This is a genomic window from Hylemonella sp. GW821-FHT12C09 (assembly GCF_058807395.1).
Window position 1 is genome coordinate 105,427 of record NZ_JBXAQQ010000011.1, and the last position, 19,372, is coordinate 124,798.

The 19,372-nt window shown below is 67.2% G+C and carries 20 protein-coding genes and 1 tRNA gene; 11 read left to right on the top strand and 10 right to left on the bottom strand.

Annotated features, from left to right (window positions below; genetic code table 11):
• Positions 1-15 precede the first annotated feature (15 nt).
• A complete protein-coding gene (locus tag AC1RRP_RS16835) occupies positions 16-987 on the top strand; it encodes a Bug family tripartite tricarboxylate transporter substrate binding protein (RefSeq protein WP_493038196.1) in 972 nt (323 codons plus the stop codon).
• Between the two features lie 39 nt (positions 988-1,026).
• Here the strand turns inward: AC1RRP_RS16835 and AC1RRP_RS16840 are convergent, their stop codons facing one another.
• A complete protein-coding gene (locus AC1RRP_RS16840) occupies positions 1,027-3,003 on the bottom strand; it encodes a methyl-accepting chemotaxis protein (protein WP_493038198.1) in 1,977 nt (658 codons plus the stop codon).
• Between the two features lie 164 nt (positions 3,004-3,167).
• On the opposite strand from AC1RRP_RS16840, the gene AC1RRP_RS16845 reads away from it, so the two are divergent.
• Positions 3,168-3,821 (top strand): dienelactone hydrolase family protein, encoded by a 654-nt coding sequence (locus AC1RRP_RS16845; RefSeq protein WP_493038200.1) that lies wholly within the window; start codon positions 3,168-3,170, stop codon positions 3,819-3,821.
• Positions 3,822-3,867: 46 nt separating this feature from the next.
• Here the strand turns inward: AC1RRP_RS16845 and AC1RRP_RS16850 are convergent, their stop codons facing one another.
• A complete protein-coding gene (locus tag AC1RRP_RS16850) occupies positions 3,868-4,488 on the bottom strand; it encodes a phosphoribosyltransferase (RefSeq protein WP_493038202.1) in 621 nt (206 codons plus the stop codon).
• A gap of 24 nt (positions 4,489-4,512) precedes the next feature.
• On the opposite strand from AC1RRP_RS16850, the gene rocF reads away from it, so the two are divergent.
• Positions 4,513-5,460 (top strand): arginase, encoded by a 948-nt coding sequence (rocF, locus tag AC1RRP_RS16855; protein ID WP_493038204.1) that lies wholly within the window; start codon positions 4,513-4,515, stop codon positions 5,458-5,460.
• On the opposite strand, the gene AC1RRP_RS16860 is transcribed toward rocF, so the two are convergent.
• From AC1RRP_RS16860 to AC1RRP_RS16870, 3 genes are all read right to left on the bottom strand, one after another.
• Positions 5,437-8,319 carry an EAL domain-containing protein gene (locus AC1RRP_RS16860; RefSeq protein WP_493038206.1) on the bottom strand — a complete coding sequence of 961 codons (2,883 nt, stop codon included), beginning with the start codon at positions 8,317-8,319 and terminating at the stop codon, positions 5,437-5,439. The two genes, rocF and AC1RRP_RS16860, sit on opposite strands and share 24 nt — an antisense overlap.
• Positions 8,276-8,758 (bottom strand): prepilin-type cleavage/methylation domain-containing protein, encoded by a 483-nt coding sequence (locus AC1RRP_RS16865; RefSeq protein WP_493038208.1) that lies wholly within the window; start codon positions 8,756-8,758, stop codon positions 8,276-8,278. The genes AC1RRP_RS16860 and AC1RRP_RS16865 overlap by 44 nt, the downstream gene beginning before the upstream one ends.
• Before the next feature lie 91 nt (positions 8,759-8,849).
• Complete coding sequence (locus AC1RRP_RS16870; RefSeq protein WP_493038210.1) at positions 8,850-9,575, bottom strand: TetR/AcrR family transcriptional regulator; 726 nt, start codon at positions 9,573-9,575, stop codon at positions 8,850-8,852.
• Positions 9,576-9,633: 58 nt separating this feature from the next.
• Between AC1RRP_RS16870 and AC1RRP_RS16875 the strand changes: the two genes are divergently transcribed.
• Both AC1RRP_RS16875 and AC1RRP_RS16880 read left to right on the top strand, forming a co-directional pair.
• On the top strand, positions 9,634-10,398 hold the full coding sequence (locus AC1RRP_RS16875) for an alpha/beta fold hydrolase (RefSeq protein WP_493038212.1): 765 nt from the start codon (positions 9,634-9,636) through the stop codon (positions 10,396-10,398).
• Positions 10,399-10,469: 71 nt separating this feature from the next.
• Positions 10,470-11,027: a flavin reductase family protein gene (locus tag AC1RRP_RS16880; RefSeq protein WP_493038214.1), complete on the top strand. Its 558-nt coding sequence runs from the start codon at positions 10,470-10,472 to the stop codon at positions 11,025-11,027.
• Positions 11,028-11,395: 368 nt separating this feature from the next.
• On the opposite strand, the gene AC1RRP_RS16885 is transcribed toward AC1RRP_RS16880, so the two are convergent.
• Positions 11,396-12,094 carry a YggS family pyridoxal phosphate-dependent enzyme gene (locus tag AC1RRP_RS16885; RefSeq protein WP_493038216.1) on the bottom strand — a complete coding sequence of 233 codons (699 nt, stop codon included), beginning with the start codon at positions 12,092-12,094 and terminating at the stop codon, positions 11,396-11,398.
• Positions 12,095-12,143: 49 nt separating this feature from the next.
• Here AC1RRP_RS16885 and AC1RRP_RS16890 point away from each other — a divergent pair, with 49 nt between their 5' ends.
• From AC1RRP_RS16890 to AC1RRP_RS16900, 3 genes are all read left to right on the top strand, one after another.
• Positions 12,144-13,187, top strand: a complete 1,044-nt coding sequence (locus AC1RRP_RS16890; protein ID WP_493038218.1) for a type IV pilus twitching motility protein PilT — start codon at positions 12,144-12,146, stop codon at positions 13,185-13,187.
• A gap of 70 nt (positions 13,188-13,257) precedes the next feature.
• Positions 13,258-14,394, top strand: coding sequence for a PilT/PilU family type 4a pilus ATPase (locus tag AC1RRP_RS16895; RefSeq protein WP_493038220.1), 1,137 nt, complete (start codon positions 13,258-13,260; stop codon positions 14,392-14,394).
• 70 nt (positions 14,395-14,464) lie between these two features.
• A complete protein-coding gene (locus AC1RRP_RS16900) occupies positions 14,465-15,370 on the top strand; it encodes an NAD(P)-dependent oxidoreductase (RefSeq protein ID WP_493038222.1) in 906 nt (301 codons plus the stop codon).
• A gap of 35 nt (positions 15,371-15,405) precedes the next feature.
• Here the strand turns inward: AC1RRP_RS16900 and AC1RRP_RS16905 are convergent, their stop codons facing one another.
• The 3 genes from AC1RRP_RS16905 to AC1RRP_RS16915 form a co-directional block, all read right to left on the bottom strand.
• Entirely contained in the window at positions 15,406-16,077 is a 672-nt protein-coding gene (locus AC1RRP_RS16905; protein WP_493038224.1) for a BON domain-containing protein, read from the bottom strand.
• A complete protein-coding gene (locus tag AC1RRP_RS16910) occupies positions 16,074-16,673 on the bottom strand; it encodes a phosphoheptose isomerase (RefSeq protein WP_493038226.1) in 600 nt (199 codons plus the stop codon). The genes AC1RRP_RS16905 and AC1RRP_RS16910 overlap by 4 nt, the downstream gene beginning before the upstream one ends.
• A gap of 65 nt (positions 16,674-16,738) precedes the next feature.
• Positions 16,739-17,131 carry a YraN family protein gene (locus AC1RRP_RS16915; RefSeq protein ID WP_493038228.1) on the bottom strand — a complete coding sequence of 131 codons (393 nt, stop codon included), beginning with the start codon at positions 17,129-17,131 and terminating at the stop codon, positions 16,739-16,741.
• On the opposite strand from AC1RRP_RS16915, the gene rsmI reads away from it, so the two are divergent.
• Complete coding sequence (rsmI, locus tag AC1RRP_RS16920; protein WP_493038230.1) at positions 17,131-18,045, top strand: 16S rRNA (cytidine(1402)-2'-O)-methyltransferase; 915 nt, start codon at positions 17,131-17,133, stop codon at positions 18,043-18,045. The genes AC1RRP_RS16915 and rsmI overlap by 1 nt on opposite strands.
• Positions 18,042-18,521 carry a low molecular weight protein-tyrosine-phosphatase gene (locus tag AC1RRP_RS16925; RefSeq protein ID WP_493038232.1) on the top strand — a complete coding sequence of 160 codons (480 nt, stop codon included), beginning with the start codon at positions 18,042-18,044 and terminating at the stop codon, positions 18,519-18,521. Before rsmI ends, AC1RRP_RS16925 begins: the two co-directional genes overlap by 4 nt.
• Positions 18,522-18,648: 127 nt before the next feature.
• Here AC1RRP_RS16925 and AC1RRP_RS16930 read toward each other — a convergent pair.
• Positions 18,649-18,724 (bottom strand) — tRNA-Arg (locus AC1RRP_RS16930).
• Positions 18,725-18,821: 97 nt separating this feature from the next.
• Between AC1RRP_RS16930 and AC1RRP_RS16935 the strand changes: the two genes are divergently transcribed.
• Positions 18,822-19,328, top strand: a complete 507-nt coding sequence (locus AC1RRP_RS16935) for a c-type cytochrome (RefSeq protein WP_493038234.1) — start codon at positions 18,822-18,824, stop codon at positions 19,326-19,328.
• Positions 19,329-19,372: the final 44 nt, after the last annotated feature.

Below are 19,372 nucleotides of genomic sequence, written 5' to 3' on the forward strand. Positions count from 1 at the left end.
CGTTGGAGTGACACCATGTTCCTGAACCTCAAGCGCCGCGCCCTGGGCCTGACCGCGGCGGCCCTGCTCTTCGCCGGCCAGGCCCTGGCCGAACCCGCCACCATCAAGATCATGGTGGGCTTCCCGCCCGGCGGCGGCACCGACGCCATCGCGCGCGTGCTGGCCGAGAAGCTCAAGGACCCGCTGGGCGCCAACGTCATCGTCGAGAACAAGGCCGGCGCCGGCGGCCAGCTCGCCGCCCAGGCGCTCAAGGCTGCGCCAGCCGACGGCTCGGTGCTCTTCCTGTCGCACGACCACAGCATCACCGTGATCCCGCTCACGATGAAGAACCCGGGTTTCGACCCGGCGCAGGACTTCGTGCCGGTGGCCGGCTTCGCCACCTTCGTCAACGGCCTGGCCCTGTCGAGCGGCACGCCGGCGAAAAGCTATAAGGAGTACCTGGCCTGGGTGCGTGAGAACGGCAAGGGCAAGGGCACGGTGGGTGTGCCGGCCCCGGCCTCGGTGCCCGAGTTCCTGGTCAAGGTGATGGGCCAGAAGAACGGCCTGGACCTGCAGGCCGCACCCTACCGTGGCAGCGCGCCCATGATGGGCGACATGCTGGGCAACCAGATCGCCGCCGGCGTGGGCTCGGTGCCGGACTTCATCGAGAACCACAAGGCCGGCAAGATCCGCATGGTGGCCGTGATCGGCAGCAAACGCCAGGCCATCCTGCCCGAGGTGCCGACCTTCGCCGAACTGGGGCTGAGCGGCTTCGAGGACCTGCCCTACTACGGCATCTTCGCGCCCAAGGGCACGCCCAAGGCCACCCTGGAGCGCTACTCGGCCGCACTGGCCAAGGTCATCGCCCTGCCCGAGGTGCATGAGCGCCTCACCGCCATGGGCCTGACGGTGGGCCACATGAGCGGCGAGCAGCTGGGCCAGCGCGAGCGCGCCTACAGCGAGAGCTGGGCGCGCATCATCAAGGCCAGCGGCTTCCAGGCGCAGTAACGTGACGCCGGCCCGCACGGGCCGGCCCTCGCCCCGTACTCAGGCGTTCAGCCTGAAAATCGCCACGGTCTGCACCAGGTCCTGCGCCTGGGCGCGCAGGCTGCCGGCCGCGGCGGCCATCTCTTCCACCAGCGCGGCGTTCTGCTGCGTGGCCTGGTCCATGTTCGTCACCGCCTCGCCGACCTGAGAGACGCCGGCGCTCTGCTCGCCGCTGGCCGCACTGATCTCGGCCATGATGTCGGTCACGCGCCGGATGGCCGCCACCACCTCGTTCATGGTGGCGCCGGCCTGGTCGACCTGGGCACTGCCCTGCTCCACCCGCTGCACGCTGTCGGTGATCAGGTTCTTGATTTCCTTGGCGGCTTCGGCACTGCGCCCGGCCAGCGAACGCACCTCAGACGCCACCACCGCAAACCCGCGGCCCTGCTCGCCGGCCCGCGCCGCTTCCACCGCGGCATTGAGCGCCAGGATATTGGTCTGGAAGGCGATGCCGTCGATCACGCTGATGATGTCGTGGATCTTGCGCGCGCTGTCGTTGATGCCCTTCATGGTGCCCACCACCTCGGCCACGACTTCGCCGCCCTTGACCGCCACGGTGCTGGCGCTTTGTGCCAGCTGGTTGGCCTGCCGGGCGTTGTCGGCGTTCTGGCGTACCGTGGAGCCGAGCTGCTCCATGGACGCCGCCGTTTCCTCCAGCGAACTGGCCTGGCTTTCGGTGCGTGCCGACAGGTCCTGGTTGCCCTGGGCGATCTGGGCGCTGGCGGTGGAAACCGATTCGCTGCCCTGGCGCACGCGTGACACCACCTTGGCCAGGCCGGCGCCGATCAGGTTCATCTGCGCCATGAGACGGCCCACCTCGTCGTGCCGCCCCACCTGCATCTGCACCGTCAGGTCACCCTCGGCAAGTGCCTGCGCGGCCTGCCCCACCTGCGCCAGCGGCGTGATCACCATGCGCCGGATCAGCAGGTACACGATGCCGGCCATCAGCAGCACCCCCGCCCCACCCATCAGTCCGAACAGGTTGCGCAGGCGGCGCACGTCGCCCGTGAATTCGTCGACATAGGTGCCGCCCACGACGACCCACTGCCAGCCGGGGAAGTGAGAGAAGGCCGCCACTTTGTCACGCGCACGGGCCTCCCCGCGCTCCTTGTTGACCCAGGGGTAGTGGATCACACCGTTCTTGCGCTCCAGGATCTCCTTGAGGAACTCGCGGCCGTCCGCATCCTTGGCATCGAGCAGATTCTTGCCTTCGGCCACCGGGTGCACCAGCAGGTTGCCGTAGTTCGCACCCGGGCGCGCATCCATCACGTAGAAGTAGCCGGACTCGCCGATCTTCATGCCGCGGATGGTGTTCTTGAGCTGGGTCAGGTAGTCGCTGTAATCGAGCCCGATGAAGGACAGGCCGACGACCTTGCCCTGCGCGTCCACGATCGGGTCGTACTGGGTGATGTAGGGCTTGCCGAAGAGCACGGCAGGGCCGTTGTAGGTCTTGCCTTCCAGCGTGGCCTTGTAGCCGGGGTGGGCGCGGTCCAGCAGGGTGCCGATGGCGCGTGCGCCCTTGTCGGTCTTGAGCGAAGTGGTGACCCGGATGAAATCATCACCGGTCTTGGCGAACACGGTGGCCACCGCGCCGGTGGCCTGGGTGAACTGGTCGGCCACGCTGAAGTCCATGTTCAGCACCTTGCCATCGAGCTTGAGTGTCGGCGCCGGCTTGCCGTTGACTTCGGTGATCGCGGGGTCGAGTTCGAAACGCCCGGCCAGGCGGACCTGCAAGGCCTTGGCCAGCGCCGCTGCGCGCACCCGCAAGTCCTTGTCGGAAGCGTCCATCAGGTCGACGATGAGCTGCGTCTTGATCGCCACGTCCTCGCTGGCGCGTTGCTCGACCGAATTCATCAGCGCGTAACCGATGCCCAGGACAAAGGCCAGAAAGACCACCCCCATCACCGCAAACAGGCTGAGGGGAAGTTTGGTGGCCAGGCTCAGATCACGCCAGCCTGTCAATTTCGGAGTGCTCATGCGGCTCACCGGTATCCGGGCGACAAGACCCTAGGTGCCATTCTGCATAAGGAAGCGTCCCGCGCAAAGTGGAAAAGGGCCCTATTTGCAGCAAGTTGCACCGGAAGAGGGCCGCGCGCCCACCCCGCCACGGTTGACGCGCCCCCCGCGGCGCAGTACCGTTCATGGATCGGAGCATCGACATGCAGGAATTGCTACGCATTCCGGCCGACGACGTGCACATCGAGGGCCTGCTGGAACTGCCGGCCGGTGCGCGCGGTCTGGTGCTGTTCGCGCACGGCAGCGGCAGCAGCCGCCACAGCCCGCGCAACAACCATGTGGCGCGTGTGCTGCATACCCGAGGCAGCGGCACCCTGCTGCTGGATCTGCTGACCCTGGGCGAGGACCTGGACTACCACACGCGCTTCGACATCAGCCTGCTGACGCACAGGCTGCTGGTGGCCAGCGCCTACGTCATGCTGCACACCCCGGCCAGCCGCCGCCTGCCCATAGCCTATTTCGGCGCCAGCACCGGAGCGGCGGCGGCCCTGCAGGCGGCAGCCGCCCTGGGCAAGGGCGTGCAGGCCGTGGTCTCGCGCGGCGGCCGTGCCGACCTGGCCGGCGCGCACGAGCTGGCCAAGGTCCGTGCCCCCACCCTGCTGCTGGTGGGCGAAGCCGACGGCGAGGTGCTGCAGCTCAACCGTGTGGCCTACGGGAAACTGCAATGCGAGAAGGTGCTGTCGGTGATTCCCGATGCAGGCCACCTGTTCGAGGAGCCCGGGGCCCTGGACGAGGTGGCGCGCCAGGCGGCGGACTGGTTCAGCCGACACTGGGAATAGGGGCGGCCCCACGCTCGCCCACGCCGTTTGAAGGCCCGGCGGCGGCTCACGCTTTCAGCAGCGCGATCACTTCCTCGTCTTCCACCTGCGCAAAGTCACGGTAGAACTGGCCCACGGCCTGGAAGCCTTCGGGCGTTTCCAGGCACACCACGTCATCGGCCAGGGGTCGCACTTTGTCCAGCGTGTCAGACGGCGCTACCGGCACGGCACACACCAGCCTGGCCGGTTTTTGCTGGCGCAGCCCGTGCAAGGCCGCGATCATGGTGGCCCCGGTGGCCAGGCCGTCGTCGACCACGATGACGGTGCGTCCGGCCGGGTTGATGGGTGCGCGCAGCGGGGTGTACTGGGCGCGACGCTGGCGTATCGTCGCCAGCTGCTGGTGCTTTTCCGTTTCGATGTGCCGGGCATCGGCTCCCGCGCTGGCCGCAAAAGGCGCGATGTAGGTCCAGCCGCCTTCGTCCACCGAACCGATGGCCAGCTCGGGCTGCCAGGGCGCACGCAGCTTGCGCACCAGCACCACGTCGAAATCGCCCATCAGGCGCTCGGCCACCACCTTGGCCATGGGCACGGCGCCGCGCGGGATGGCCAGCACCAGCGGTTGCTGCCCCCGGTAGGCCACGAGTGCTTTGCTCAGCCGCTCGGCGGCGTCAAGTCGGTCACGGAACATGGCGGTCTCCCGCAAAATGGCGCTATGTCTTCGCCATTGAAGCACGAGATCGAACTCATCGGGGCCCCGTGTGATGCCGGCGCCGGGAGGCCGGGCGCCCGCCTGGGGCCGCGCGCACTGCGCGCGGCGGGGCTGGTCTCCCGCTTGCAGGCGCAGGGCTGCGCCGTGCACGACGCCGGCGACCTGGACGGCCCCTCTCCCCCGGTACCGACCCTGGCGGGCGGCTACCGCAATCTGGCGCAGGTCGCCCTCTGGAACCAAGCGGTGCACGATGCGGTGACCCTGGCGCTGGACCGGGGCCGTCTGCCCCTGCTGCTGGGCGGCGACCACAGCCTGGCCATCGGCTCCATCAGCGCCGTGGCGCGCCACTGCCGCGCCCGCGGCCAGCCGCTGCGCGTGCTCTGGTTCGACGCCCACGCCGACTGCAACAGCCGCCGCACCAGTCCCAGCGCCAATCTGCACGGCATGCCGGTGGCCTGCCTGTGCGGGGTGGGCCCCGCGGAGCTGACTGGGCTGGGTGGCCGCGTCCCGGCGCTCGCGACGTCCGAACTGCGCCTGATCGGCGTGCGCAGCGTGGACCCCGGCGAGGCACAGCTGGTGCACCGCCTGGAGCTGGCGGTGAGCGGCATGGAGGTCTTGCGCACAGAAGGCGCGGACGCCGTGATGGCGCGCGCACTGAAGGATCTGCCGGCGGACGCGCATCTGCATGTCAGCCTGGACCTGGACTTTCTGGATCCCGAGGTCGCGCCCGGCACGGGGACGGTGGTGGCCGGTGGCGCCAGCCTGACGCAGGCACTGCAGTGCCTGCAGCGGATCGCGCGCTGCGGCCGGCTGGGCTCGGTGGATGTGGTGGAACTCAACCCGACACTGGATCGGGACCAGCGGACGACCCGCCATGCGGTCGACCTGATCGGTGCGCTGCTGGGTGCGGGCCCGGCGCGCCGCGCTTCAGGCGATCTCGGAGGGGCCTGAGCGTGTCATGAGCGCCTCGAGTTCGTCGGCCGTGATCGGCAGGCTGTGGTAGTTGCCCTGGGCCTGCTCGCACTGCCAGATGCGCAGCAGCTCGACCTGGTCTTCGCGCTCCACGCCTTCGGCCACGACCGTCTTGCCCAGGGCATGCGCCAGCGCGATGATGGAGTGGACGATGCTGCCGGCGCCGTCGCTGCGACCCAGTTCCCGGATGAAAGCGCGGTCGATCTTCAGGATATCGATCGGCAGGCGCTGCAGATAGCTCAGCGAAGAGTAGCCGGTGCCGAAATCATCCAGCGCGATGCCGACGCCGGCCTGCTTGATCTGGCCGAGCTGCTCACCCACCTCCTCGATGTTGTCGATCAGCGTGCCCTCCGTGACCTCGAGCTCCAGTGCGGCGGGTACCACGCCACTCTCATGCAGCGCCTGCTGCACCTGCTGGCCCAGACGTCCCGACTTGAGCTGGCGACCCGAGACGTTGACGGAGAGGGTGATGCGGTAACCCGCCGTCTGCCAGTGCCCCAGCTGTGCGCAGACCTGGCGCAGCACCCAGCCCCCGATGTCGTCGATCAGCCCGACCTCCTCGGCCAGCGGGATGAACTTTTCGGGACTGACCCAGCCCAGCTCCGGGTGCTGCCAGCGCAGCAGCGCCTCGGCGCCCGCGAGCTTGCCGTCACTCAGCCGTATGCGCGGCTGGTAACGCAGCGAGAGCTGCCCGCGCGCGATAGCCAGTCGCAGCTCGCGCTCCAGCACGGACTGCTCCTGCTGGACAAGGTTCATGCTTTCCTCGAAGAAGATGATGCGCCCGCGCCCCGTGGCCTTGGCCCGGTACATGGCCATGTCGGCCTTCTTGAGCAGTTCCGGCGCAATGCTGCCGTCGTCCGGGAAGATGGCCACGCCGATGCTCGCACCCACATAGTTGCTGCTGCCCTCGATGATGAAGGGCTCGGCCAGCAGCCCCAGCATCTCGCTGGCCAGGCGCGCCGCCAGCTGTGCGTTGCCCAGCTCAGGCAGCAGCACGACAAACTCGTCGCCGCCCATGCGGGCCACGGTGTCCCCCTCTCGGGTGCACGAGGTCAGACGCTCGGCCACCTGGCACAGCAGGCGGTCGCCCCCTTCATGCCCGAGGCTGTCATTGATCTTCTTGAAACGGTCGAGGTCGATGAACAGCACGGCCAGCTGTTTGCCGTTGCGACGCGTGTGGGACATCTCCTGATTCAGGCGCTCGACCAGCAGCGGCCGGTTGGGCAGGCCGGTCAGGGCATCGTGATAAGCGCGGAACTTGAGCTGCTCGTCACGTGCGTGGGCCGCCAGGGCCACGCCGATGCGGTTGACCAGGTCGCGCGCCTGCTGCACCAGTTCGTTGCTGAACTCGCGCGGCTCCAGCAGCCCGACGGCCAGCAGGCCGCTGACCTTTTCGTTCCAGAAGATGGGCAGCACCAGGATGCGCCGCGCGCCGGCTTCGGCCACCATGGACAGGAAGTCCGGCAGTTCCCCGCCACCGACGTCGAACCACAAGCCGTCGTAATCGCGTGCCAGTTGCTCCAGCAGCCAGGGCTCCAGCCGGCTGGGCATCTTGGACGTGACGTCATTTACGCCCGAGTAGAGATGCACGATGCCAAAGTCGGCAGCCTGCTGGTCGAACACCACCATGCTGGTCACGGCCTTCGGCCAGAGTTCGTGCAGGCGCTCCTGGACGCGGGAGATGATCTGCTCCATGTCCACGCGCGACAGGATCTCGTGGTCGATCTCCGCCAGGGCGCGCAGCGTGCCCATCTGCCGGCCCAAGCGGGCCGCCATCTTGTTGAGGGCCTGCGCCAGCTGGCCGAACTCGTCGTCCCGCCGCACCATGACCGGGTGTGCGAATTCCTCCCGCGCGATGCGCCGTGTGCCATCGATCAGTCGCTCCAGCGGCACCAGGATGCGCCTCAGCTGCACGCCGCTGAGCAGGGCCACCAGCAGCAGGGTCAACAGGATGATGCCGAGAAAGTAATAGGCCAGCCGGCTCCAGCCGGCATCGCTCGCGCCTTGCGGGCGCAGCGTGATGACCGTCCAGTCGTCGACCGCGAAGCGGGCGCGCAGGAACAGGCGGCGGGTGTTGAACTGCCAAACCCCGCTGGTGCCCGTGGGCTGGTCCAGGCCCTGCGCCGCGATGTCGGCGGCAACGGCCGTGAGCTGCATGTCGGAGCAATACAGCACCTGGGCAGTGGCGTCCAGCACGCAGGCCTGCGTCTGGTGCGCCAGATCATCGGCATCACCCCAGACATGCTCCGGCTCCAGTTCGGCCAGCAGCACGCCACGGGCGGCTTGCGCAGGGTCGATGGCCGTCGCAAGCTCGATGTGGGTCCCCGCGGCGTCGGGCCGCGTCAGCAACACGCTGTCGCCGCGCATCAGATGGGCGAGCACCTGGGGCTGCTGCAGGCGCTCGCTCAAGGCCGCATCCTGCGGACCGCCCGACAGCGCCTGTTCATGCACGTTGATGCGCTTGAAGACACGGTGGGCCTGGTCCGGGCTGGTGTCTGCCACCGTCAGCCCCTGTCGCAATCCGGCGGCCTGCACGCTGAGCATGAAATGGGCGCCCAGCAGCCGCTCGTACAGGCCGCTGGTGTAATTGCCCGCCTCGAGGGCCAGCTGGCGGTTCACGTGCTGCTCGTCCACGGTCCGCATGTGCCAGTAAGCCAGCACCCCCAGCAGCAGGGCCGGGATCAGCGCCGACGTCAGGAACAGCAGGAACACGCGCCGCGCCACCTGGCTGCGCAGGAACAACCCTTGGATGGGGAGCTTGAGCAGCGGGAACATGGCCGTGGCGATGCCAGACTCAGTGGGTGTAGTCGGCAGCCAGGCCGACAAACGCGCCGTCATTGGCCCGCACGACATCGTCCAGGCTGACCTTGTTCGTCAGCTGGGTCTTCGAGTCGCCGTCCTTGCCCACGCTGTAGAGATCGAAATCGGAGTTCAGGGGGTTGAGCTTGCGGTCCTTGCGTGCCTTGCCATGGCCCTTGACACTGGCCAACTCCTGGTAAACATAGGGGTGACCCCAGGGGTCGAGCCGGCCGCTGTTGCCGACCTCGTCCAGCGACGCGGGATAGCCGCCGTTGTTGAGCTGATAGTCCCGGATCAGAGCCTGCAGAACCGTGATGTCCTGGATGGCATGGGTCTGCTTGACCCGCTCCTGGTAGCTCTGGTACTTGGGCAGGGCCAGCGCCACCAGCACGCCGATCATGGCCACCACGAGCAGGAGTTCGATGACGGTCAGTCCGATGGGTCGGCGGGGCGTCGTATTGACAGACGTGGGGTACATGGTCAGACCTGGATTGTAATTTTATGTAACGGACCCGCTGGCACCAGCGGGTAAGCCCGTCCACCAACCCCCGGGGTAATCAATCCGTGACTTATTCCACGCTTTGTGCCCCCGTGTACCGGGTCACCGAGGCCTTGTCCGTCTGCGGCCCGACCAGCCCCGGCAGCAGCTCCCGCGCACCGGCCATGAAGTGGTGGATGGTGAGCCGGATCAGGGCGTCCAGGTCGGCCTCCAGTGGCACATCGAAGATCCAGCGCCGCTGGCCGAAGTAGAAGATGCGCGCGTTGATGCCCCAGACCAGCTCGATCTCCAGTTCACTCAGCGGCACGTCTTGTGGCCCCGGCAGGCCCAGCTCGGCACGCAGCTCCAGCGCCACCGGCTCGAGCACGCGGCTGCGCAGGAACTGGAGGTAGCGCTGGTTGATGGCCTCGCCCTTGAGTCCGGAGAACATGAACAGGCGGACCCAGTCCCAGGTCAGGGCGGTTTTCGCGTAGTCGCTGTACAGGCGCGTCAGGCGCTCTTCCAGCGGCACGCGCCGGTCGGCGATGATGACCTCCCAGTAGGGGTTCCAGCGCCCCACATAGACCTCCTGGTAGACCCGCTCGATCAGTGCTGCCTTGCTGGGGAAGTACTTGAAGATCAGCGACTGCGTCACCCCCACGCGCCGCGCCAGCTCACGCGTGTCGCCGTCGAAGCCGACCTCGGCGAAGAACTGCACCGCGGCCTCGACGATGGCCTTTTCGCGCGCCTCGCCCGCCGGGCGCCGGCGCGGGCCGGCCGTTGCCAGCTGAACGGGTGTCGAAGTTCGTCTTGTCATGGTCCCGATCTTAATGATCTAATGCTCACCCCCGCAACCAACTCAGCAGTGCGCCGCCATGAGCACCGTCCTCGAACACACCCTGCACGGCCCGGCCGATGCCCCCTGGCTGACCCTGAGCCATCCCATCGGCGCCAACCTGCGGATCTGGGATGCGCTGCTGCCGGCCCTGTCCCGCGACTTCCGCGTGCTGGCCGTCAATACCCATGCCCACGGCGGCGCAGCCGGCGCACACGACACGATGGACGATCTCGCCGCCCAGGTGCAGCAGCTCTGGGAGGCGCTGGGCATCGCGCGCAGCCATGTTCTAGGCCTCTCGCTGGGTGGCTGCATCGGCGTGGCGCTCGCTTTGCGCGCGCCCAAGCGCGTGGAATCGCTGGTCGTGGCCTGCTCCCGCCTGGAGATGGATGCCGCTGCGACCGGCATGTGGCAACAACGCGCCACCCTGGTCGAGCAGCAGGGCATGGCACCGGTGGTCGCGCCCACCCTGGAGCGCTGGTTCACCCCCGCCTTCCTGGCCCGACAACCGGCCGTCGTCGAGGAGGTGCGCCAGCAGTTGCTGGCCTGCCCGCCGCTCGGCTACGCCGCCAGCGCCCGGGCGCTGGCCGGCCTGCACCTGCAGGACCGCCTGGGCCAGTTGCAGGTGCCCACGCTCTTCATCGCAGGCCGGGACGACCAAGCCGTGGCCGCATCCCAGATCGAGGGCTACGCCCGGCTCACGCCCGGGGCACGTTATGCCGCGCTGGCCGGGCCGCACATCCTGCACCTTGAAAATCCCGACGGCTTCAGCCGCCACGTGCTCGACTTCCTCGCCCAGCCCTGAACCCAGGCTCAGGTCCCGGCCACGGGTAAACCCGGGATTGATGTTGATCAATTGATCACCAAAAATAGGGCATGGCAAGTTACCAGCCCCCGGCCTCTCCCGCCCCCGACACCCTGGACCTGCGCCGCGCCTTCGGGCGCTTTGGCACCGGCGTGACCGTGATCACCGCGCGCACCCCCGAAGGGCAGCGCCTGGGCGTGACGGCCAATTCCTTCAACACGGTCTCCCTGGCTCCCCCCATCGTGCTCTGGAGCCTGGCCCTGCACTCGCCCAGCCTGGCCGGGTTTCGCGCCGCCGGGCGCTTCGTGGTCAATGTGCTGGCGCTGGAACAGCTGGAGCTGGCGCAGCGCTTCGCACGCCCGGCCCCCGACAAGTTTGCCGGCGTGGACTGTAGCGCGGGCCGGCACGAGCAGCCGGTGCTGGTGGGCTGCGCGGCCAGCATCGAGTGCCGCATCGTCGGCGACCAGCCGGTGGGCGACCACGTCCTCTTCCTGGGGGAGGTGGAGCATTACGCCCACAGCGCCACCGCACCGCTGCTGTTCTGCAACGGCCAATTCCAGCAGGGCGTGGGGCTAAGCCCTGCGCCGGCCGATGCCGTCTACCGATCCCCATCGAGAGGAACCCCTTGAAACTCGGCATGTTCATGATGCCCGCCCCCCGGGGCGCGCCATCCGCGCGACCCTGCGCGAGGACCGCGAGGCCATGCCGCTGGCCGACCGCTCTGGGTCAGAGCGAAGCCTATGTGTGCGAGCACCTCGAGGACGCGGCCCTGGCCCAGCGTTCGATGCAGTTCATGGCTGAAGAGCTGATGCCGCGCCTGAACGCGACCATCGACTAGTACTGCACCCCAGAGGTAGAGGAACATGATGAAAGCGATGAATTCGTGCGCAGGGCAAGGCGCAAACCACAGCCCTAGCCTTCGCTATGGCGAGGATTTGCAACGCGGCCATGCGCGCGAAGGCGCGCTTTCATGTTTCGATACTTCTGGGGCGCAGTACTAGGCCTGGGCGACGTAGCTGCGGCCACCAAAGATGGCCGTGCCCACGCGTACCAGCGTGCTGCCGGCATGGATGGCCGCCTCGAGGTCGGCACTCATGCCCATGGACAGGGTGTCCAGCGCCAGCCCTTGGGCACGCAACTGCTCATACAGCTCCCTGGCCCGCAGGAACACGGTCTTCATGCCTTCGAAGTCCGGCTGGGGATCGGGGATGCACATCAGGCCGCGCAAGTGCAGCCGGGGCAGCGCCGCCACCGCATGGGCCAGCAGCGGCAGGTCCGCAGGTGCCACACCCGACTTGGTCGCCCCGCCGTCCACATTGACCTGGAGGCAGATCTGCAGGGGAGGCAGGTGGGCCGGACGCTGTTCGCTGAGTCGCTGCGCGATCTTGAGACGATCCACGGTCTGCGCCCAGGCAAAGTGCTCGGCCACCAGGCGCGTCTTGTTGCTCTGGATCGGGCCGATGCAGTGCCACTGCAGGGGCAGCCCCTCCAGCACGGCCATCTTGTCCACGGCCTCCTGGATGTAGTTCTCCCCAAAGGCCGTCTGCCCGGCCGCGTGTGCTGCGCGCACCACATCGGGGCCGAAGGTTTTTGAAACCGCCAGCAACAGCACGCTGGCCGGGTCACGTCCGGCCGCATGACATGCGGCGGCCATGCGGGCATGAACGGCTTGGAGCTGGGTGGCAATCACGGTCATAATTGACCGGCAAGCTTAGCAAAGTACGCATACATCGATCGAGGGACACGTGGACATTACTCAACTGCTGGCATTCAGCGTCAAGAACAAGGCTTCCGACCTGCACCTCTCCGCCGGCCTGCCGCCGATGATCCGCGTGCACGGCGATGTGCGACGCATCAACGTCGATGCCCTGTCGCACAAGGAAGTGCACGCCATGGTGTACGACATCATGAACGACACCCAGCGCAAGAACTACGAAGAGTTCCTGGAAATCGACTTCTCCTTCGAGATCGATGGCCTGGCGCGCTTTCGTGTCAATGCCTTCAACCACAACCGCGGCGCCGGCGCCGTGTTCCGGACCATCCCGAGCAAGATCCTGACGCTGGAGCAGCTCAACGCGCCCAAGATCTTCGGCGACCTGGCGCTCAAGCCGCGCGGCATGGTACTGGTGACCGGCCCCACGGGCTCGGGCAAGTCCACCACCCTGGCCGCCATGGTCAACTACCTGAACGAGACCGAGTTCGGCCACATCCTGACGGTGGAAGACCCGATCGAATTCGTGCACGAGTCCAAGAAGTGCCTGATCAACCAGCGCGAGGTGGGTCCGCACACCCTGAGTTTTGCCGCGGCCCTCAAGTCCGCGCTGCGCGAAGACCCGGACGCCATCCTGGTGGGCGAAATGCGTGACCTGGAAACCATCCGCCTGGCCATGACGGCGGCCGAAACGGGCCACCTGGTCTTCGGCACCCTGCACACGTCCAGCGCGGCCAAGACCATCGACCGGATCATCGACGTGTTCCCGGCCGAGGAAAAGGAGATGATCCGCGCCATGCTGTCCGAATCGCTGCAGGCCGTGATCTCGCAGACCCTGTGCAAGACCAAGGACGGCCAGGGCCGCGTGGCGGCGCACGAGATCATGCTGGGCACGCCGGCCATCCGCAACCTGATCCGCGAAGCCAAGGTGGCCCAGATGTACTCCAGCATCCAGACCGGCAACAGCGTGGGCATGCAGACGCTCGACCAGAACCTGACCGAGCTGGTCAAGCGCAACGTCATCAGCGCCGCCGAAGCCCGCGGCAAGGCCAAGATCCCGGAAAACTTCCCCGGCTGAAGCCGAGGGAGGACGAGCAAACCACGCGTCCCGCCGCTGAGGCAGGACGCACCAGGAAGGAGGTGCTCTCATGGAGCGCGACCAGGCAACCAAATTCATCAACGACCTGCTGCGGCTGATGATCAGCCGCAACGGCAGCGACCTGTTCATCACCGCCGACTTTCCGCCCGCCATCAAGGTGGACGGAAAGATCACCAAGGTCTCGCCCCAGCCCCTGAGCGCGGCCCACACCATGGCCCTGGCGCGTTCTGTCATGAATGACAAGCAGGTCGCGGAGTTCGAGCGCACCAAGGAATGCAATTTCGCGATCTCGCCGCCCAACGTCGGACGCTTCCGCGCCAATGCCTTCATCCAGCAGGGCAAGGTCGGCCTGGTGCTGCGGGTCATCCCCGCCGTGCTGCCCACCATCGACACCCTGGGTGTGCCGCAAATCCTCAAGGAAGTGACCATGGCCAAGCGCGGCCTGTGCATCATGGTGGGCGCCACCGGCTCGGGCAAGTCCACCACGCTGGCAGCCATGGTGGACTGGCGCAATGAAAACTCGCAAGGTCACATCATCACCGTGGAGGACCCGGTGGAGTTCGTGCACCCGCACAAGAACTGCGTGGTCACACAGCGTGAAGTGGGCCTGGACACCGACAGCTGGGAAATCGCGCTCAAGAACACGCTGCGCCAGGCGCCCGACGTGATCCTGATGGGCGAGATCCGTGACCGCGAGACCATGGAACACGCCGTGGCCTTCGCCGAAACCGGTCACCTCTGCCTGGCCACCTTGCACGCCAACAGCGCCAACCAGGCCCTGGACCGCATCATCAACTTCTTCCCCGAAGAGCGCCGCCCCCAGCTGCTGATGGACCTGTCGCTCAACCTGCGCGCCCTGGTCTCGCAGCGCCTGATCCCCAAGCAGGACAGCAAGGGGCGTATCGCGGCCGTAGAGGTCATGCTCAACTCGCCGCTGATCTCCGATCTGATCTTCAAGGGCGAGGTCTCCGAGGTCAAGGAGATCATGAAGAAGAGCCGTAACATCGGCATGCAGACTTTCGACCAGGCCCTGTTCGACCTCTACGAAAGCAATCAGATCACCTACGAAGACGCGCTGCGCAACGCCGACTCGCTCAATGACCTGCGCCTGCAGATCAAGCTCAACAGCCAGCGGGGCAAGTCGCAGGATCTGGCAGCAGGTACGGAAAACTTCGCCATCGTTTAAGGGCTGCGTCAGCCCGCCGCGTGGTCTGATGCCTCAAGCGTCAGACCACGCCCTGTTTCAGGAGCCAGCCATGCCCAGCCTCAACCCCAAAACCTACGACCCCACCCCCTCCCGCAAGGTCGCCTTCCTCGGCCTGGGCGTGATGGGCTACCCCATGGCCGGACATCTGGCGCGCGCCGGACATGCGGTCACGGTCTACAACCGCACCGCCGCCAAGGCCCAGGCCTGGGCGCAGGAGTTCGGGGGTGCAGCGGTAGCCACGCCACGTGAAGCGGCGACCGGGGCTGACATCGTTTATGCCTGCGTCGGCAACGACGAAGACCTGCGCAGCGTGGTGCTGGGGCCGGATGGCGCCTTCGCCGGCATGAAGACCGGCGCTGTGTTTGCCGACCACACCACGGCCTCGGCCGAAGTGGCGCGCGAGCTGTATGCAGCCGCGCGTGAGCGCAAGCTGCAATTCGTCGACGCGCCGGTATCCGGGGGGCAGGCTGGCGCCCAGAACGGCATGCTCACGGTCATGTGCGGGGGTGATCCGGCCGCTTTCGACACCGTGAAGCCGCCCGCCATGGCCTACTCGCGTGCTTTCACACGCATCGGCGACAGCGGAGCCGGCCAACTGGCCAAGATGGCCAACCAGGTCTGCTGCGTCGGCGTGATCCAGGGCCTGGCCGAAGCCGTGGCCTTCGGCCAGCAGGCCGGGCTGGACATGAACCTGGTGCTGGAGGTGATCGGCAAGGGCGCAGCCCAGAGCTGGCAGATGGACAATCGCGGCAAGACCATGGTGGCCGACCAGTTCGACTTCGGTTTTGCCGTGGACTGGATGCGCAAGGACCTGGGACTGGTGCTCGACGAAGCGCGGCGCAATGGCGCGCGCATGCCGGTGACCGCGCTGGTGGACCAGTTCTATGGTGATGTGCAGGAAATGGGCGGGGGCCGCTGGGACACCTCCAGCCTGGTTCGCCGCCTGCGCAAATAAAGACCGCCAGCCCTGAGCAGGCCAGCCAGCCGGAACTACATGGCCCGGCCGCTGGCCGATGAGGGTGATGGGCCGCCCGAAGAACTGCCGGGCTGGGACTGCATCTCCAGCAGGTCTTCCTCGGTGATGATCTCGAACAGGCGCACAACCTTCTGCACGCCACTGCTGCGACGCGCCAGATCGGTGGCCCGATCGGCCTCGCGTGCGGTCACGCGTCCCATCAGAAAGACCACGCCGCGCTCGGTCACCACCTTGAAGGCGCTGGCGCTGATGTCCCTGGCGTCGATCAGGTTGGACTTGACCCGCCCCGTGACCAGCGCATCCGAAGAGCGCTGCGTCAGCGTGGAGTGGCCCAGCACGGTCAGCTCGTTGACGATGGCGCGCACGTTCTCGATGCGGGAGACCACCTGCTCGGCAAGCTGCTTGTCCTGCTCGTTGGGCACTTCGCCGCTGAGCAACACCTGGCGGTTGTAGCTGGTGATGTTGATGTGCACGCGCTCGCCCAGGTGTTCGCGCAGGCGGGCTGCACCACGTGACTCGATGCGCTCGTCCTCGAGCTGTGCTCCAGCGGTACGGCGGTCAGAGGCCGACATGCCCGTGACGACGGCGCCGCCCACCAGCAGGGGCGCACAGGCGCTCAGGCCGGCCCCTGCCAGCACGGACATCAGCAGGATCACGCAGAGTCGTCGGACTGGCAGCTTTGTCATGGATTGTTTTCCTGTTCCCCGAGCAGTTGGTGATCGACCGCATCGCAGATGCAATGCAGCGTCAGAAGATGCACTTCCTGGATGCGTGCGGTACGCTCGTGCGGCACGCAGATGTGGACATCGGTTTCGCGCAGGGCACCGGTCATCTTGCCGCCGTTGCGTCCGCTCAGGCCCACCACCACCATCTCGCGCTCGTGCGCGGCATCAATGGCGGCCAGCACATTGGCCGAGTTGCCGCTGGTCGAAATCGCCAGCAGCACGTCGCCGGGCTGGCCCAGGGCGCGCACCTGGCGCGAGAAGATCACATTGAAGTCGTAATCGTTGGCAATGGCCGTCAGGATGGAGCTGTCGGTGGTCAGCGCAATGGCGGCGAGTTCGGGGCGCTCGCGCTCGAAACGGCCGATGAATTCGGCGGCGAAATGCTGGGCGTCGGCAGCGGAGCCGCCGTTGCCGCAAACCAGCACCTTGCCGCCATTGGTGACGCAGGCCAGGATGGCCTGCACCGCGGCCGCGATGGGTTTGCTCAGGACCTGGGCCGCCTGGTACTTCAGGTCGGCGCTGTCGATGAAGTGTTGTTCAATGCGTTGCTCAAGCATGGCCCTATGATAACCGCCAGCCGCCGCCTTTGTCCCTCTGGGGCGCCCGGGATGGCGCTGACCGTTCAGGCCGCGTCGAAGGCGGCCTGGAGCCACTGCAGGCCGGCGCCGTCGAGCGCGACCACATCGAAGCGGCAAGGTGGCGGCACCTGCCAGCGCAGCAGGTAATGGCGCGCGGCTAGCACGATGCGCCGCTGCTTGGTGGCACCCACGCTGGCCGCCGCCCCGCCATGCCCGGCACCGGCGCGCTGGCGCACCTCCACGAAGACCAGGGTGCCATCGGCCGCACGCATGATCAGGTCGATCTCGCCGCCACCGCGCCCGGGCGTCCGATAATTGCGCTCAAGCAGCCGCAGACCGGCCGCCTGCAGATGCTGCAGGGCCTGCGCCTCGGCAGCCTCACCGGCCTGCCGGGTGCTGGGTTTGCCAGCTGCCGCCGGCCACTTGGGGAACACCATTGAACGCTACTTACGCCTCCGCCCTGTCCGCCGCGCATGACGCGGCCGCTGCCCAGCATTATCCGCAGGGAGCGCTGTATGTGGTGGCCACCCCGATCGGCAACCTGGCCGACATCTCGCTACGCGCCCTGCACGTGTTGCAGCTGGTCGACGCCCTGGCCTGCGAGGACACGCGCCATACCCAGAGCCTGCTGCGCGCCTATGGCATCGACCGCCCCTCGGCCGCCCTGATCGCCCTGCACCAGCACAACGAGGCCGAGGCCGCGCAGCAGGTCGTCGCGCGTCTGCAGGCTGGCCAGCGCCTGGCCTATGTCAGCGATGCCGGCACCCCCGCCATCAGCGACCCCGGCGCGCGCCTGGTGGCCGCGGTGCGCGCCGCAGGCCTGCCCATCGTCCCCCTGCCCGGTGCCAGCAGCATCACCGCCGCGCTCAGTGTGGCGGGCGTGGTTGACGAGGCCGGTGCCTTCGTGTTCGCCGGGTTCCTGCCCCCCAAGGCCGGCGAGCGCACGGCCGCCTTGCAGGCCCTGGCCAGTGAAGCGCGGGCGATCGTGCTGCTGGAAGCGCCGCATCGCGTCGGGGCGCTGGCAACCGCGCTGGCCCTGCTGGGCTCCCGCCCCCTGACCGTTGCACGGGAACTGACCAAGCAATTCGAGCAGCTGGTCACCCTGCCGGCGGCGGAACTGGGCGCCTGGCTGGCCGCGGACGAAAAGCGTGAACGCGGTGAATTCGTGCTCGTGCTGCACCCCTTGCAGGCGCAGACCAGCGAGAGCGGCCCCGACCTGCGCGTGCTCACCCTGCTGCTGGCCGAACTGCCGCTCAAGACGGCCGTTCGCCTGGCAGCCGAGATCACGGGCACGTCACGCAACGCCCTTTACGAGGCGGCACTGCAGCTGAAAAAGGACGAGGGCACGTGAAGGACTACGCCGTCCTCTTCGTCTGCATGGGCAATATCTGCCGCAGCCCGACCGCGCATGGCGTGTTCCGCCACCAACTGCTCGAACACGGCCTCGCACCCCGGGTGCAGGTCGATTCGGCCGGCACGCACGGCTACCATGCCGGTCGCCCGCCCGACGAACGCTCGCAGCAGCATGCCGCCCAACGCGGCTACGACCTTTCAGATCTGCGCGCGCGCCAGCTGCTGCCACGGGATTTCGAACGCTACGACCTCGTGCTGGTCATGGACCAGGACAACCACGAACACGCGCGCGAACTCTGCCCACCCGGCCAATGGCACAAGCTCCGCCGCTTCACGGACTTCTGCCTGCAGCGCACGGCAGAAGGCGTGCCCGACCCCTACTACGGTGGCGAACAGGGCTTTGAGCAGGTGCTGGACCTGGTGGAGGACGCCTGCGCGGGCCTGCTGCTGCATGTGCAGCGGCAATTGGACTGAGTCCGGCTTCAGAAGGCAGGCGATCTGACCCGGTGTCGAGGAATGCGCTCGGGACAGGAGCATGCCCGTGCTTGGCTTGACAGAAAACTCTTACGGATCAAGGAGATACGCGAGTTTTTCAGATGATTGGTGCGGCTGGCGGGGATCGAACCCACGACCCTTGGCTTCGGAGGCCAATACTCTATCCACTGAGCTACAGCCGCGTACGCTGGAGCCTGGGATTGTAGGCGGTTTCGGTCCGGGCGACCGTTATAATCAATGGCTGATTTAGATCAAACCATCAGAATTACCGAGGACACCATGAGCGAGCAGCAGCACGAAGACCATACCGGCCCGATCAAGACGCCCCAGCAGATGATGTGGGTTTCCATTTTCTCTTTCGTGTTGCCCGTGTTCATCATCATCGGCCTGGTGTTCTTCGTCACCTCCGACAAGAAGCCCGCCGCCGGTGCGAGCAATATGGAAAAGTCAGTGTCCGAGCGCGTGCAGAAAGTCGGCACCGTCGAGATTCGCGATGCCAACCGCCAGCTCAAGGGCGGCGAAGCCGTCTACCAGGCCCAGTGCGTGGCCTGCCACGGCACCGGCGCGGCGGGTGCGCCCAAGTTTGGCGACAAGGGCGCCTGGGGCGCACGCATCAAGACCGGCCTGGACAGCCTGGTGAACTCCGCGCTCAAGGGCAAGGGTGCCATGGCACCGCAAGGTGGTGGCGACCACTCCGACGTCGAGATCGCCCGTGCGGTGGCTTACATGGCCAATGCGGGTGGCGCCAAGTTCGCCGAACCGAAGGCACCGGAAGCCGCCAAGTAAGGCTTTCCCGAGCCATGAAAAAAAGAGCCGGTCCATGACCGGCT